The organism is Exiguobacterium aurantiacum, assembly GCF_001766415.1.
Taxonomy (GTDB): domain Bacteria; phylum Bacillota; class Bacilli; order Exiguobacteriales; family Exiguobacteriaceae; genus Exiguobacterium; species Exiguobacterium aurantiacum_A.
The window spans coordinates 140,830-154,451 of sequence record NZ_MKXO01000002.1; the positions used below are offsets into that span (position 1 = coordinate 140,830).

The window sequence follows — 13,622 nt, forward strand, 5'->3', positions numbered from 1 at the left end:
CACGATGGAATTGACGCATATGAATGGACAGGGACGAGCGTGGATGGTCGACGTATCAGGAAAAGAAGAAACGACGCGAACTGCTCGCGCCCGGACATCGGTCGAATTGAGTAGTTCGCTCAAACAGCTCATCACAAACGGCGGGCTTGAGAAAGGTGACGTCCTCGCTGTGGCACAAGTAGCCGGAATCATGGCCGCCAAAGAGACGAGCCGGATCATCCCGATGTGTCATCCGCTCGCCTTGAAGAAAATTGATTTAACGTTTGAATGGGACGGCACCAATCTCATCATCGAATCATTCGTTAAAACAAAAGGTGATACCGGTGTCGAGATGGAAGCATTGACGGCCGCGACGATTGCGGCGTTGACCGTTTACGATATGACGAAAGCCGTCGATAAAGGCATCGTCATTGGACCGACCTACTTGCTCGAGAAGCACGGCGGGAAGTCAGGAGACTATATCCGATGACACACCTGTCGGAACGTTATGCACGGCAAGCCCGTTTTCATGGAATCGGGGCGGACGGGCAAGCGGAACTGATGACAAAGCGCGTACTTGTCGTCGGTCTCGGTGCGCTCGGTGCGGCTGTGACCGATCAGCTCGTTCGGGCCGGTGTCGGACTCGTCATCGTCGACCGGGATTATGTGGAAGTGACGAACCTGCAACGGCAAACGCTGTATACGGAACAAGACGCGACAGCGGAGACGCCGAAAGCAATCGCTGCGCTTGAGCGGTTGCGAGCAATCAACGGAGACGTTGAAATCGACGCGCACATCGCCGACGTCTCGTGGGACTGGCTTCGTCCCTTGCCTCACGTCGACCTCGTCTTGGACGCGACGGACAACGTCGAGACACGTCTGTTGTTGAACGATTTCGCGCTCGAGCGAGGCATTCCGTTCTTGTTCGCTTCTTGCGTCGGGGCGTATGGCATGAACTATACCGTATTGCCGGGTGAGGCACCTTGTCTCCGCTGTCTCATGCGCCACTTGCCGCTCGCTGGGCAGACGTGTGCGACAGCCGGAGTCGTGGCGCCAATCGTCCACCACGTCGCGAGCCGGCAAGCTGTCGAGGCGTTGAAATATTTGACGGGCCGTCATGAGAAATTGGAACGTCGACTTTTGATTGAGGACTTATGGGAAAATCAGTCACAACGACTCGATGTCGAACGGCTTGTCGATGTGGCGTGTCCGTCGTGCCAACAGAACGAGTATCCGAGTCTCGTCTCGAACCGGCAACAGACGGCTCTTCTATGCGGACGTGACGTTGTTCAAGTTCGTCGGTCCATCGAAGGACTTGAGCCGATCGCGAACCAACTTGAGCGCGCTGACATCACAATGAAAAAGACGCCATTCACGTTAGAATGGCGGTGGCGTGGTCACCGGATGCTCTTATTCAAAGATGGTCGGGTCCTCGTCCACGGTGTCAACGACCCGCATGTTGCAGTCGCCATGGTCGATGAGTGTCTCGGACAATAAGAAAAGGCAGTTCGTCAGTCGACGAACTGCCTTTTTTTTAACGAGGAATCGTGAGCACTTGACCGACGCTGATCAAATTGATGTTCGTGATGTTGTTGGCGGCAGCGATTTTGGCGACGGTCGTATTATATGTCGTCGCAATCTTATAGAGCGTGTCGCCTGACTTGACGGTATACTTCACGGTCGTCGCTGGCGGAGGAGTGACGGTTGTTCCTGGGATGACCAGGACTTGACCGACGCTGATCAGGTTGATGTTGGTGATGTTATTGGCAGCAGCGATTTTGGCGACGGTCGTTTTGTACAGTGTCGCAATCTTGTAGAGTGTATCGCCTGCTTTTACCGTATATTTGACAGTCGTCGTTGGGGGTGGCGTGACGCTTGTTCCTGGAATGACGAGCACTTGACCGACACTGATCAAGTTGTAGTTCGTGATCTTGTTGGCGGCAGCGAGTGCAGCGACTGTGACGTTGTAAGCCCGAGCGATGCTATAGAGTGTGTCGCCTGATTTGACGGTGTACGTTTTAGACGTCGAAGACGACTGGAGAGCAAGTAGTTGCGAGACGGTCACGAATTTGTAGCCTTTTGCTTTCAGTTGCGAGATCATCGTCGGCAAGGCGAGCGGTGTGCCTGGCGCACCAGCACCGGTGTGCATGAGGACGATCGATCCTGGTTTGATGTTCGTTTGGACTTTCGTATTGATTTGGCTAGCAGTGAGTCCTTTCCAGTCAATCGTATCGATGTTCCATTGGATCGTATAAGCGTAGCCGGCAGCACCGACACCGCTCAAGACGGCGCTGTTCACGGCGCCAAACGGAGCCCGGAAGATCGGTTTTGTCGTTTTACCGGTAAGGGCTTTGACGATCTTCTCAGTCTGATCGAGTTGAGATTTCATTTGCGCAGCAGTCAATTTGGTGAAATCCGGATGGTTATACGAGTGGTTACCTACTTGGTGACCTTTAGCTGCGATGTTTTTAATGTATTGAGGATGGTGGTTGGCGCCGGTTCCAGTCAAAAAGAAAGTGGCTTTGACGTTGTTCTTGGCAAGTATGTCCAAAATCTTGTTCGTATTCGCACCATCCGCTCCGTCATCGAACGTCAACGCCACGACTTTACTCGTCGTGTTCACGCTCGTTATGAACTTCGAAGCAGCGGCATCAGCTGATTTTGGATAGGTGACTAACGGTGCCAGCATGATCAACAAAGCCATCAATAACCGTACAAATTTGCTCTTCATTTTTCCTTTCGCCTCCATTCTTGGTGTATGTATCTTGGTGTCAAGGCTTTCCATATATTGAGCTGTGTATATATTTTATATACCCCGTTTTGTTCCGAAACACGTTATAATCCTAAAAATAGGCAAAGGAATTTTTGGATAATGACTCTCAAATTTTGTGTTCAATTTATGAGCGGAAGACGTGGTAAATATCACAAAATCATCACACAATTCCTGAAAAAGGATGATATCATGAACAATGTGTGAAGCGTGTAAGCGATTAACTAGGGGGATTCATGATGAGACAAACAGTGAAACGAATCGGGATGGCGACAGGAATAATCGGTCTGTTCGTCCTTGGGGCATGCGGGACAGAAGAGGCGGACAATGCGACGGAGACGGTGCAGTCGATGGAGCCCGTCGAAGCAGAATTGAACGTACCGGCGACAGCGAAAATAGATGAAGCGGTCACGTTATCGGTTCGCGTCACGCAAGACGGCAAAGGGGTCGATGATGCGGACGAGATCAAGTTCGAAGTGTGGAAGAACGGCGCCAAAGAAGAGAGTGAGATGATGAAAGCTTCGCTCACAGAAGACGGGGTCTATGAGACGGAAGCAACGTTTGCGGATGAAGCGGTCTATACGGTGCAAGTCCACGTGACGGCGCGGGCGATGCATACGATGCCGACAGCGAAGGTGACGGTCGGTCATCCAGAAACAGAAGCTGAAGCCGAGGCTGAAACGGACCATCACCAACATGCCGGGGCTGATATCACACTCGATCCAAAGCAAGTGACGGCGAATGAAGCGAGCCCGTTCACCGTCAACGTTGAAATTGACCATGAGGCGCTGACAGGTGCGGACGTTCAACTTGAAGTATTCAAAGACGGTGCGGATAAGCACGATTGGGTGAAGCTTGAGGAGACGGAAAACGGAAGCTATGCGGGTGAGCATACGTTCCCGGAGACCGGTACGTACAACGTCCAAGTCCATGTGACGAAAGGACACGACATTCATGAACACGTCATGGAGACAGTCGAGGTCAATTAAAAAAATCGATCGGCGCACGCGCCGATCGATTTTTATTATGCGTTTTGGTAAAGTGATTCGACTTGTTGTTGAAGCGATTCGTTCTCGAGGAACTGGTCGTACGTCGCTTCTTTGTCGACAATCCCGTTCGGCGTCACTTCGATGATGCGTGTCGCAATCGTTGAGATGAGCTGATGGTCATGTGAGCTGAAGAGGAGTACGCCTTTGAACGTCTCGAGTCCGTTGTTGAGCGCTGTGATCGATTCGAGGTCCAAGTGGTTCGTCGGATCGTCAAGGACGAGCACGTTCGAGTTCGAGAGCATCATCTTCGAGAGCATGCAACGAACTTTCTCTCCCCCTGAGAGGACAGACGCTTTCTTCATGACTTCTTCGCCAGAGAAGAGCATACGGCCGAGGAAACCACGGAGGAACGTATCTGACTCGTCAGCTGGCGAGAACTGGCGTAACCAGTCCAAGATGCTCTTATCTGAGCCTTCGAAGTATTCCGAGTTGTCTTTCGGGAAGTACGACTGGATCGTCGTCACGCCCCATTTGACCGTACCCGTGTCTGGCTCCATCTCACCCATGAGGATCTTGAAGAGCGTCGTGATGGCGACGTCGTTGCGACCGACGAAAGCGACTTTGTCCATCTTGTTCAATGAGAACGTGACGTTGTCGAGTACTTTGACACCGTCGATCGTCTTCGAGACGTTGTCGACGTACAAGACGTCATTTCCGATTTCACGTTCCATCGAGAAACCGACGAACGGATAACGGCGTGATGACGGACGGATGTCGTCCAGTGTGATCTTATCGAGCAACTTTTTACGCGACGTCGCTTGACGCGCCTTCGAGGCGTTCGAGCTGAAACGGGCGATAAAGTTTTGGAGCTCTTTGATCTTCTCTTCTTTTTTCTTGTTCTGGTCGTTGGCCATGCGCGATGCGAGTTGGCTCGACTCGTACCAGAAGTCGTAGTTCCCGACGTACAGTTGAATCTTACCGAAGTCGAGGTCAGCCATGTGCGTACAAACTTTGTTCAAGAAGTGACGGTCGTGGGAAACGACGATGACAGTGTTCTCGAAGTTGATCAAGAACTCTTCGAGCCATTGAATCGCTTTGATGTCAAGTCCGTTCGTCGGCTCATCGAGGAGCAAGATGTCTGGCTTACCGAACAACGCTTGGGCAAGGAGTACCTTGACCTTCTCGCCACCCGTGAGCTCGCTCATGAGTTTATGGTGCGACGCGTCAGTGATGCCAAGACCTTGAAGCACGGTTGCGGCTTCCGACTCGGCTTCCCAACCGTTCATCTCAGCGAATTCACCTTCGAGTTCAGCGGCACGCATGCCGTCTTCGTCAGAGAAATCTTCTTTCATATAGATTGCATCTTTTTCTTTCATGACTTGATACAAGCGCTCATGGCCTTTGATGACTGTTTCAAGCACAGCCTGGTCTTCGTACGCATAATGGTCCTGTTTAAGGACGGCGAGACGTTCGCCAGGTGAGAAGCTGACGTCACCCGTTGACGTCTCTTGCTCACCGGCAAGAATTTTCAAGAATGTTGATTTACCGGCACCGTTCGCGCCGATCAAGCCGTAACAGTTGCCTGGTGTGAACTTGATGTTCACGTCTTCGAACAACTTACGGCCACCGAATTGAAGACTTACGTTATTTACTGTAATCATGTATAGAATACCTCGTTTTTCTGATTTGTTTACGACGTGTATTGTATCACGTTTTTTAAAAACGCGCAGTCGCGGGTAAATATGAAACAAATGTGGAACGGATTCGTATGAATGGATAAGGGGGAATCGTTCATGAAAACATCACTATCGATCCGCGAGGCGTGGAACGACTACTACCGCAAAGATTTCGTCCGACTGTTGCTCGTGTTCTTCGTGACAGGCGTCGTCTCGTATTGGTTATTCCGCACGTTCGTCGCGGCCGAACAAGTCGATGAGATTTTAGCCCAACTCGGCGAATCGTTTGAAGCGAGCGGGCTGACGTTCGACTCGAGTCCACGTGACATGATGATCGCCTTGTTCGTGAACAATACACGTGTCACGTTGCTCGCCTTCTTGCTCGGGATGATCCCACTCTTCATCCCATATGTGTTCGTCGTCATCAACGCCGCCGTCATCGGCCTCGTCGCCATGCTCGTCGGTTTCACGGGCGAGTCGGTCATTAAAGTGCTCGTTCTCGGGATTTTACCGCACGGCGTCACCGAGATCTCGGCGATTCTGCTCGGGGCGGCGATGGGACTGTCGCTCAACCGTCATGTATGGAAGAAGTTACGAGGAAAAGAGACGGACGTCACGTTCAAAGCGTTATTGTTCGCAGGGGTCAAGACGTTCCTGTTCATCGCGGTCCCGCTCCTCGCTGTCTCTGCTGTCATCGAGGCGTACGTCACACCGCTTTTGCTGCAATGAAAGTCATCGCAGGATGGCTTTTTTTATTTGAAGTGATGTGTCGTCTCGAGACAGCGCAGCGGGGTGATGCCTTCTATGGTGACTTCGCAGTTCAACTGCCAGACTTCGAACCCGTCCGCGATCGCGTCACGGATCAGCCGGCGGATCTTCTCGTCGTGTCTCCGCTTCGGATTGCCGGTGAAGATGGGCGCGTCATATAAGAAGACATACAATAAAACGGCCCGTCCTGCTTGTGGCAACGTCGCGATCAGTGTTTCAAGATGACGGATGAACCGTTTCGTCTCGACAGGGGTTTGCCTTGCGTTTCCTTCAAAGCGAGGGAGCGGCGTCACGAACAGTTCCGTCAGCGGTGTTTTCACTTCCATGTAGACTGCATCGACTTTGAAATCGAGGCGTGAACCGCCTGACACAATTTCACGTTCGACACGTTCTGGAGACGGAAAGACCGGCAAAGCGTCCGCTTTCAAGAGATGTTCGACGTAGTCGTTGGCCCGTCCTTGATGGATGCCGATCCAGCGCTTGTCCCGGTCAATCGAGATGGCTTCCACCGTGAAAGAAGTGTGGCGTCGCGGATTGTTTGCCGCCGAGACGAGGCAAGGCACACCGTCGAAGACGAGATCACCGATTCGCCCTGTGACCGGACAGTGGCACGCGACAATCTTGTCATCGAGCAACACGTCCATGACGAAGCGGTTGCGCCGCTTGACGATCACCCCTTCTTTTAACGGTCGTTCAAACCGGTACATCGTCAGCCCGTGCGGACGACCGTCGTGTCGAGCTCGAACGTCACGTTGCCGGCCAAGGCGCGTGAAATCATACAGCCATCTTTCGCTTTCTTAGCAATCCGTTCGACGAGCGTGATATCCCGGTCGGTCGCCGCAGCGCGGACGTTGATCACCGTTTTATAACGGATCGTCTCGTATGTGAACACGCCGTTCGTCACGTCGACGATACCTTCGGCGTCGATCGTGATGCCTTGATGGGAAAGATCGCTCCGTCCAAGCATGGCCGCGAGCGTGATGATATAGCACGTCGCCGCAGCTCCGAGGAGCATCTCATCGGGATTCGTCCCGATACCAGGTCCGTCCATTTCCGGGGGAATCGAAATTTGCGTCTTCAACCGTTCGGCCTCGATCGTGCCGACGTCGTTACGTCCGCCGGTCCAGTCAAGGTTCATGTGAAACGTATGCTTCATAAAAATCGCCTCCAATGTCTCTAGTGTAGAAGAGAATGATTGGAGGCGCATGTGTTATGCTCGCGCGCGTTCGGCGAACGTGCGGAGCGTCTGGATAATGACGTGTGTCGCTTTTTCCATATTGTTGACGGAGACGTACTCGAACTTGCCGTGATAGTTCTCGCCGCCAGTGAAGATGTTTGGCGTCGGGAGACCCATATACGACAGTTGCGAGCCATCGGTCCCGCCGCGGATCGGTTCGATCACCGGTTCGATCCCGAGCTCGCGCATGACGTCGGCGACGGTGTCGACGATGTGTTTGACCGGCTCGATCTTCTCGGCCATGTTGTAGTACTGGTCGTCCATCTTCAAGTCGACGCGTGCCTCGCCGTATTTTTGTTTCCATTCGGCGACAAGTTTCTCGAGCAAGACTTTCCGGGCTTCGAACTTCGTCCGGTCGTGGTCGCGGATGATGTATTGGAGAACTGTCGTCTCGACATCACCCGAGAATCCGTTCAAGTGGAAGAATCCTTCATAATGGCTCGTATGTTCCGGTGCCTCGTCGGCCGGAAGGCGGTTATGGAACGCCATCGCCAGTTTCATCGAGTTGACCATCTTGTTCTTGGCGCTACCCGGGTGGACGTTCGTGCCGTGGAACGTGACGGTCGCTCCGGCAGCGTTGAAACTTTCATACTGAAGTTCGCCAAGCGGACCGCCGTCCATCGTGTAGGCAAAGTCGGCGTTGAAGCGGGCGACGTCGAACTTATGTGGTCCGCGCCCGATTTCTTCGTCCGGTGTGAACGCAATCCGGACCGGTCCGTGTGGGATTTCCGGATGCGACAGTAAGTATTCGACCGCCGTGACGATTTCCGCCATGCCGGCCTTATCATCGGCACCGAGCAGCGTCGTTCCGTCCGTCGTCATGAGCGTATGGCCGACGTAATCATCAAGTTCGGGGAAGTCACGCGGTGACAAGATAACATTGAGTGCCTCGTTCAAGACGATATCGCCACCCGCGTAGTGTTCGACGAGTTGCGGATTGACGTTTGTGCCGGTAAAATCGGTCGCCGTATCGACGTGAGCGAGCAGCCCGATCGTCGGCACGTCATGGTCGACGTTACTCGGCAACGTCGCGAACAAGTAGCCGTATTCGTCGGTCTCGACGTCTTCGAGCCCAATCGCCTTCAGTTCGGCCTCGAGATGGCGGATCAAATCCCATTGTTTCGCCGTCGACGGCGTCGTCTCACTCGTAAAGTCAGATTGCGTGTCAATCTTGGCATACGTCATCAAGCGTTCAATCAATTTTGCTTGCATAAAAATACCTCCCCTTATCGTTTCTCATCCGTTTTAGTGTAGCACGGGAACCGTTTGGAGAAGTATCAAAATTGTTTGAAAAATGGACAGGCGACCGAAGCGCCTGTCCATCGTTTACTGGATGATGACACCGCCGTCAATGACGAACTCGGCGCCCGTGAAGTAACTCGACTCGTCTGAGGCGAGGAACAAGACGAGGTTCGAGACGTCGGCCGGCTTTCCGATGCGTTTAAGCGGCACCGCCCGTCACAAGCGCGACTCCACCTTGTACACGTTTCATTGTCCTTCCTCCTTTTCAAAAAAGAAAGCAACCGTCTTCTTTAACATCATTAAGCGAGAATTCTCCCACCTCTAAGCGTCTGGGGCGAGGCCCAACGTAGGTGGGAGATGAATCGCCCGTACATAAACCTCTTGGGCACCCCTGTGACATAATTACGAACATAAGTTCTTGATTCCGTCAGATTTCCCTTCCCCCGCCGCGGGTATCGGAATGGGAAGAGAATCATCCTGACGCCGGGTGTGAAGGAGGGACAGACATGCTGAAGGGCTATAAATACCGGCTCTATCCGACGGCGGCACAGGCCGATTTCCTGGTCCGAACGATCGGCTGCGCCCGCTTCGTCTACAACAAGCTGCTCGAGGACCGCATCAAAATCCGCGAGGAGACGAAGGCGGGGACCGGGCAGAAGCGGAAGCCGCCGACGCCGGCCTCCTACAAGCCGCTGTTCCCGTTCCTCTGCGAGGCGGACAGCCTCGCGCTCGCGAACGCGAAGCTGCACCTCGACACGGCGTTCGCGAAGTTCTTCGCCGGGACGGCCGGCTTCCCGGTGTTCAAGTCGAAACGGAAGGCGCGCGCGTCCTACACGACGAACAACCAGCACGGCACGATCCGCATCGAAGGGGGCCATGTCCGGCTCCCGAAGGTCGGATTCATCCGCTTCACACAGCACCGAATCTTCGACGGCGAGATCCGGTCGGCGACCGTGTCGATGACGAAGACGGGCAAGTTCTTCGTGTCGCTCCTCGTCGAGCAGGACGACGAGCCGTGGGTCCCCGCCGAGCACAAAATCGGGATCGACCTCGGCCTCGCGCAGGTTGCGCGGGTTCGGGATCTTCTCCGTGACGAGCGCGTCGTTCGTCATGACGGCGAAGTGCCCGAGGCCGAGGCGCGGCTCAAACGTGCGCAGCGCGCGCTGTCCCGCAAGAAGCCCGGCAGCCGGAACCGCGAGAAGGCACGGCTCCTATTGGCCAAGAAGCACGAGCAGGTCAAGAACCGACGGCACGACTTCCTCCACAAGCTGTCACGACGCATCGTCGACGAGAACCAAGTCGTCGTGGTCGAGACGCTGAAGCCGAGGGAGATGATGCAGGACCGCCGCCTGGCAAAGTCGATCGGGGACGCCGGATGGGGGGAGTTCGTCCGCCAATTGGAATATAAGGCGAGGTTCTATGGACGGACACTCATCAAGGCCGACCCGTGGTTCGCCTCGACCCAAGTCTGTTCGGCCTGCGGCGAGAACGGCGGCAGGAAGGAGCTAGACGTCCGCGAATGGACATGCGCCGCATGCGGGGTGCTCCATGACCGCGACGTCAACGCGAGCCTCAACCTGTTGGGTCTCGCCGACTGAAAACCTTCAGGGCAGGGACTGCCCGACGCGCTTGGTCCACAACCGTGGCTGGTCAAAGCATGGTCTTCCCAAGAAGCTCCCACTTCAAGTTGCGAAGCAAATAAGTGGTGAGTAGTTCACAGGGCTACTATGAAGAAGGCAATATGATCGTCACCGAGCAAGGCATCGGCGTCATCACGTTTCCGCTCGCCATCGGTCTCGTCCTCGCCTCACTTATCAAAGGTATCCAGTTCTTCAAAACACCGTCAGCCATCAACTGACACGAGTCACACTAAAAAGCAGCCCAACCGTCCATGGTTGGGCTGCTTTGTTCAATTCGCTTGATCCATATCTTTATGAATCTTGAGCAGTTCGTTCTTGTACAAATCAGAACGTCCTCCGAAGATGGCCTGAATGTTATTTTTCACTTTGACGACCCCGGCCGCCCCGAGTGCTTTTAACTCATCCTCATCGATGCGCGAGACGTCTTTCAGTTCGACGCGTAGCCGTGTGAAACAGGCGTCGATGTCGACGATATTGTCACGACCCCCGAGTGCCTCTTGAATGGCAAGTGCCGTCGTCTGAATCGACGTTTTTGTCGATTTCTTATCGTTATAGTCTTTTCGTGTGAACAGTTTCGTCTCTTGTCCCCCACGACCTGGCGTCGCCAAGTTCCACTTTTTAATAGCAAATGTAAAGATGCCGTAGTAGACGAAGAAGAATCCAGCCCCGACAACGAGGTTCATCCACCAACGTGGTGTCCCTGGCAGCACATTCACCAAGATGTAATCGATGAATCCTGAACCCCCGGCCCAACCAATATGAACGTCGAGTGCATACATGAGTGCGAACGAGATTCCGGTCAAGACACTATGGATGATGTATAAAATCGGTGCGACAAAGAGGAACGTGAACTCGATCGGCTCCGTGATTCCTGTCAGAAACGCTGTCCCAGCTGCCGCGAGCAGAAGACCACGTACGACCGGACGCTTATCCGGATCCGCTTGCCGATACATCGCCAATGCGGCTCCTAGCAATCCGAACATGATGATTGGGAATTTACCGGCCATGAATCGACCAGCCGTCACATCGACCCCTTCAGCAATTTGAGCGAGGAAGATATACTGATCTCCGTTTACAATCGTATCACCGACCGTCGCCGTGCCACCGAGTGACGTCCATAAGAACGGCGCATACCAAATATGATGGAGACCTGTTGGAATCAACAATCGTTCGAGCATGCCGTATAGCCCGACGTAGGCCGGGTTCGTCGCATCGCTCGCGATTACGTTCGCCATCGCCGTGAGACCCGTCTGAATCGGTGGCCAGATGAGCATCATGACGAAACCGAGCAAGATAGAGAAGAACACCATCACAATCCCAACCGAGCGATCTCCGGCGAAGAAACCGAGCATCTCTGGTGGATTGAATGTATGGAACTTCTTATACACCCAGACGGCGAGCAAGCCGACCGCGATTCCGCCGAGCACGCCCGTCTCGAGTGACGGGATGCCAAGCAGCATGCCGTACTCCCCGCTCTCAGCTGCCATCTCTGGCGTGATGCCAAGTGCGATCGAGATCGTCGTGTTCATGATGACGTAGCCGACGAGCGCGGCGAGCGCCGCGATTCCCGAGCCGCCGGACAGACCGACCGCGACACCGATCGCAAAGATGATCGGCAAGTTGGCAAAGATGCTCAAGCCGATTTGCAACATCCCGGCGCTGACCGCCTCGACCGTCCCGTTTTGAAGAAACGTCCAACTTTCCGCGAGCGGACCGGTCAACGCCGCCCCGAGACCGAGCAAAATTCCTGCTGCCGGCAAAAGCGCCACCGGCACCATGAGTGCCTTCCCAAACTTTTGAAATACCCCGAACCATTGACTCATCTGATTCACTCCTCATGTGTAAGCGTTGTCAATTCATAAAGCGAATAAAGGGGATGCTATCCCCTTTTATTTAGCGCGTGACCGTTTCTCGTTGTTTGAGGGCCGGCCAGTAGTTCTCATTCTCGGTAATCAAGTCGTCAAGGATTTGACGGGCGATCGGCGCGTCGACGACAGTCCGATTAAGTGTCAACGCCTGGAGCGCTTTCTCATAGCTGTTCTCGAAGTAAGCATCGACGACGAGCTGCTCGTAGGCGAGCTGTCCTTCGATCATCCCTTTATAGAAACGCGGGATGTGCCCGACGGCGAACGGTTTCGGTCCGCGGTTCGTGAGCATCGCTGGCACTTCGACCATCGCATCGTCCGGCAAGTTGGCGATGATGCCATCGTTCTTCACCATGACGATGAAGATGTCCCCGTTGTTGTAGGCAAGTGACGCCGCGACACGGATCATGTAGCACCCGTGGATGTCGACTTCAAGATGCGCATTCTCGAGCGTGTCGTCGGCAATGATTTGGTCGCACATCGAGAAGACGCGCTGTTGTCGCCCGTTGATGACTTGGCGGGCCCGCGTGTTCGATACGTCTTCCTTCTCTGCCATGTCGGACGGGTACAGGTAGTATTGGAGATACGTGTTCGGCAAGTATTCCGGGAAGTCGGTAAGCATCTTCTCGACTTGCTTGAACGTCTTGATCCACGATGGATCGTTGGCGATCTCTGAGTCTTCGGGAATGAAGCCGTCCTCCAAGATGGCGCGCTTGATGTCTTGCGTCAACTCGTTGCCTTCTTTGTCATAAATGCCTGTGAACCAGCCAAAGTGGTTGAGCCCGAAATATTCCGGAACGAGATCCCAAATCTCTTTCCCAAGAATTTTTGCATAGCTCACCATGATGGCCGCCGGCATGTCACAGATGTTCATAATCTTCTTATCGTTTGGATAGGCCCGTTTCAATGCTTCAGCGACAATCGCCGCCGGGTTCGTATAGTTCAAAATCCAGCTGTCCGGTGACCCGGCGCGGATGTCTGAGACGAGTTCAATCATATCGCCGATTGAACGCATCCCGTAAGACATACCACCCGGTCCGCACGTTTCTTGTCCAACCACACCATGACGGAGCGGAATCTGTTCATCTTTCTCGCGCATCTCCAAGCCACCGGTCCGAATTTGGACGAAGAAAAAGTCTTTGTTTTTAAAGGCATACTCTTTGTCCGTCGTATATTCGAACAACTCAAGTTCTGGATAATGCTCACGCAAGATGACCTCAGTCGCTTTCGCGACTCGCTCTTGGCGTTCACCATCTGTATCATAAAATGTGATTGAACGTAATGGGAAGTGCGCTTTCTCTTCGATCAAGCTCATGATCATACCGATTGTGTACGTGCTACCGCCACCTACGACGACGAGTCGTTGTCTCTGTTTCATGTTTCGTTTCCCCTTTCAATATACATATCTAATTGATTACAATACAAATTTAATACATATATTTTTCGTCGTCAACAT

13 protein-coding genes and 1 pseudogene are annotated in these 13,622 nt (G+C 53.6%); 6 read left to right on the top strand and 8 right to left on the bottom strand.

Annotated elements, in window-relative coordinates; translation table 11 throughout:
* Positions 1–4: 4 nt before the first annotated feature.
* Together moaC and BJU60_RS06615 are read left to right on the top strand one after the other, a co-directional pair.
* The gene (moaC, locus tag BJU60_RS06610) at positions 5–469 is read left to right on the top strand and encodes a cyclic pyranopterin monophosphate synthase MoaC (protein ID WP_070328110.1); all 465 of its coding nucleotides are present in this window, start codon (positions 5–7) and stop codon (positions 467–469) included.
* Entirely contained in the window at positions 466–1,476 is a 1,011-nt protein-coding gene (locus BJU60_RS06615) for a ThiF family adenylyltransferase (protein WP_083274040.1), read from the top strand. The genes moaC and BJU60_RS06615 overlap by 4 nt, the downstream gene beginning before the upstream one ends.
* A 37-nt stretch (positions 1,477–1,513) precedes the next feature.
* Here BJU60_RS06615 and BJU60_RS06620 read toward each other — a convergent pair whose 3' ends face one another.
* Positions 1,514–2,683 carry a LysM peptidoglycan-binding domain-containing protein gene (locus tag BJU60_RS06620; protein WP_254281663.1) on the bottom strand — a complete coding sequence of 390 codons (1,170 nt, stop codon included), beginning with the start codon at positions 2,681–2,683 and terminating at the stop codon, positions 1,514–1,516.
* Between the two features lie 305 nt (positions 2,684–2,988).
* On the opposite strand from BJU60_RS06620, the gene BJU60_RS06625 reads away from it, so the two are divergent.
* Positions 2,989–3,738 (top strand): FixH family protein, encoded by a 750-nt coding sequence (locus BJU60_RS06625; RefSeq protein WP_070328112.1) that lies wholly within the window; start codon positions 2,989–2,991, stop codon positions 3,736–3,738.
* Positions 3,739–3,773: 35 nt separating this feature from the next.
* On the opposite strand, the gene BJU60_RS06630 is transcribed toward BJU60_RS06625, so the two are convergent.
* Positions 3,774–5,399, bottom strand: coding sequence for an ABC-F family ATP-binding cassette domain-containing protein (locus BJU60_RS06630; protein WP_070328113.1), 1,626 nt, complete (start codon positions 5,397–5,399; stop codon positions 3,774–3,776).
* Positions 5,400–5,531: 132 nt separating this feature from the next.
* Here BJU60_RS06630 and BJU60_RS06635 point away from each other — a divergent pair, with 132 nt between their 5' ends.
* Entirely contained in the window at positions 5,532–6,143 is a 612-nt protein-coding gene (locus BJU60_RS06635) for a stage II sporulation protein M (RefSeq protein WP_070328114.1), read from the top strand.
* 23 nt (positions 6,144–6,166) lie between these two features.
* Here the strand turns inward: BJU60_RS06635 and BJU60_RS06640 are convergent, their stop codons facing one another.
* The 4 genes and pseudogenes from BJU60_RS06640 to BJU60_RS14995 form a co-directional block, all read right to left on the bottom strand.
* Positions 6,167–6,889 carry a DNA/RNA nuclease SfsA gene (locus BJU60_RS06640; RefSeq protein ID WP_070328115.1) on the bottom strand — a complete coding sequence of 241 codons (723 nt, stop codon included), beginning with the start codon at positions 6,887–6,889 and terminating at the stop codon, positions 6,167–6,169.
* Positions 6,890–6,891: 2 nt separating this feature from the next.
* Positions 6,892–7,338 (bottom strand): SACOL1771 family peroxiredoxin, encoded by a 447-nt coding sequence (locus tag BJU60_RS06645; protein WP_070328116.1) that lies wholly within the window; start codon positions 7,336–7,338, stop codon positions 6,892–6,894.
* A 54-nt stretch (positions 7,339–7,392) separates the two neighbouring features.
* Positions 7,393–8,631 (bottom strand): peptidase T, encoded by a 1,239-nt coding sequence (gene pepT / locus BJU60_RS06650; RefSeq protein WP_070328117.1) that lies wholly within the window; start codon positions 8,629–8,631, stop codon positions 7,393–7,395.
* A gap of 114 nt (positions 8,632–8,745) precedes the next feature.
* Positions 8,746–8,871 (bottom strand): annotated as a pseudogene (locus tag BJU60_RS14995) (SDR family oxidoreductase); the annotation flags it as partial.
* Positions 8,872–9,167: 296 nt separating this feature from the next.
* Here BJU60_RS14995 and BJU60_RS06655 point away from each other — a divergent pair.
* Positions 9,168–10,259: an RNA-guided endonuclease TnpB family protein gene (locus tag BJU60_RS06655; RefSeq protein WP_070328118.1), complete on the top strand. Its 1,092-nt coding sequence runs from the start codon at positions 9,168–9,170 to the stop codon at positions 10,257–10,259.
* Positions 10,260–10,366: 107 nt separating this feature from the next.
* Positions 10,367–10,519 carry a hypothetical protein gene (locus tag BJU60_RS15220; protein ID WP_167615675.1) on the top strand — a complete coding sequence of 51 codons (153 nt, stop codon included), beginning with the start codon at positions 10,367–10,369 and terminating at the stop codon, positions 10,517–10,519.
* A gap of 51 nt (positions 10,520–10,570) precedes the next feature.
* Here BJU60_RS15220 and BJU60_RS06660 read toward each other — a convergent pair whose 3' ends face one another.
* Together BJU60_RS06660 and BJU60_RS06665 are read right to left on the bottom strand one after the other, a co-directional pair.
* Positions 10,571–12,124: a PTS transporter subunit EIIC gene (locus BJU60_RS06660; protein WP_070328119.1), complete on the bottom strand. Its 1,554-nt coding sequence runs from the start codon at positions 12,122–12,124 to the stop codon at positions 10,571–10,573.
* Between the two features lie 70 nt (positions 12,125–12,194).
* Entirely contained in the window at positions 12,195–13,544 is a 1,350-nt protein-coding gene (locus tag BJU60_RS06665; RefSeq protein WP_070328120.1) for a 6-phospho-alpha-glucosidase, read from the bottom strand.
* Positions 13,545–13,622: the final 78 nt, after the last annotated feature.

What these genes read in the sequence shown, in the direction of transcription:
- moaC (WP_070328110.1), top strand. Translation starts at nt 5, where the DNA reads ATGGAATTGACGCATATGAATGGACAGGGACGAGCGTGGATGGTCGAC.
- BJU60_RS06615 (WP_083274040.1), top strand. Translation starts at nt 466, where the DNA reads ATGACACACCTGTCGGAACGTTATGCACGGCAAGCCCGTTTTCATGGA.
- BJU60_RS06620 (WP_254281663.1), bottom strand. Translation starts at nt 2,683, where the DNA reads ATGGCTTTGTTGATCATGCTGGCACCGTTAGTCACCTATCCAAAATCA.
- BJU60_RS06625 (WP_070328112.1), top strand. Translation starts at nt 2,989, where the DNA reads ATGAGACAAACAGTGAAACGAATCGGGATGGCGACAGGAATAATCGGT.
- BJU60_RS06630 (WP_070328113.1), bottom strand. Translation starts at nt 5,399, where the DNA reads ATGATTACAGTAAATAACGTAAGTCTTCAATTCGGTGGCCGTAAGTTG.
- BJU60_RS06635 (WP_070328114.1), top strand. Translation starts at nt 5,532, where the DNA reads ATGAAAACATCACTATCGATCCGCGAGGCGTGGAACGACTACTACCGC.
- BJU60_RS06640 (WP_070328115.1), bottom strand. Translation starts at nt 6,889, where the DNA reads ATGTACCGGTTTGAACGACCGTTAAAAGAAGGGGTGATCGTCAAGCGG.
- BJU60_RS06645 (WP_070328116.1), bottom strand. Translation starts at nt 7,338, where the DNA reads ATGAAGCATACGTTTCACATGAACCTTGACTGGACCGGCGGACGTAAC.
- pepT (WP_070328117.1), bottom strand. Translation starts at nt 8,631, where the DNA reads ATGCAAGCAAAATTGATTGAACGCTTGATGACGTATGCCAAGATTGAC.
- BJU60_RS06655 (WP_070328118.1), top strand. Translation starts at nt 9,168, where the DNA reads ATGCTGAAGGGCTATAAATACCGGCTCTATCCGACGGCGGCACAGGCC.
- BJU60_RS06660 (WP_070328119.1), bottom strand. Translation starts at nt 12,124, where the DNA reads ATGAGTCAATGGTTCGGGGTATTTCAAAAGTTTGGGAAGGCACTCATG.
- BJU60_RS06665 (WP_070328120.1), bottom strand. Translation starts at nt 13,544, where the DNA reads ATGAAACAGAGACAACGACTCGTCGTCGTAGGTGGCGGTAGCACGTAC.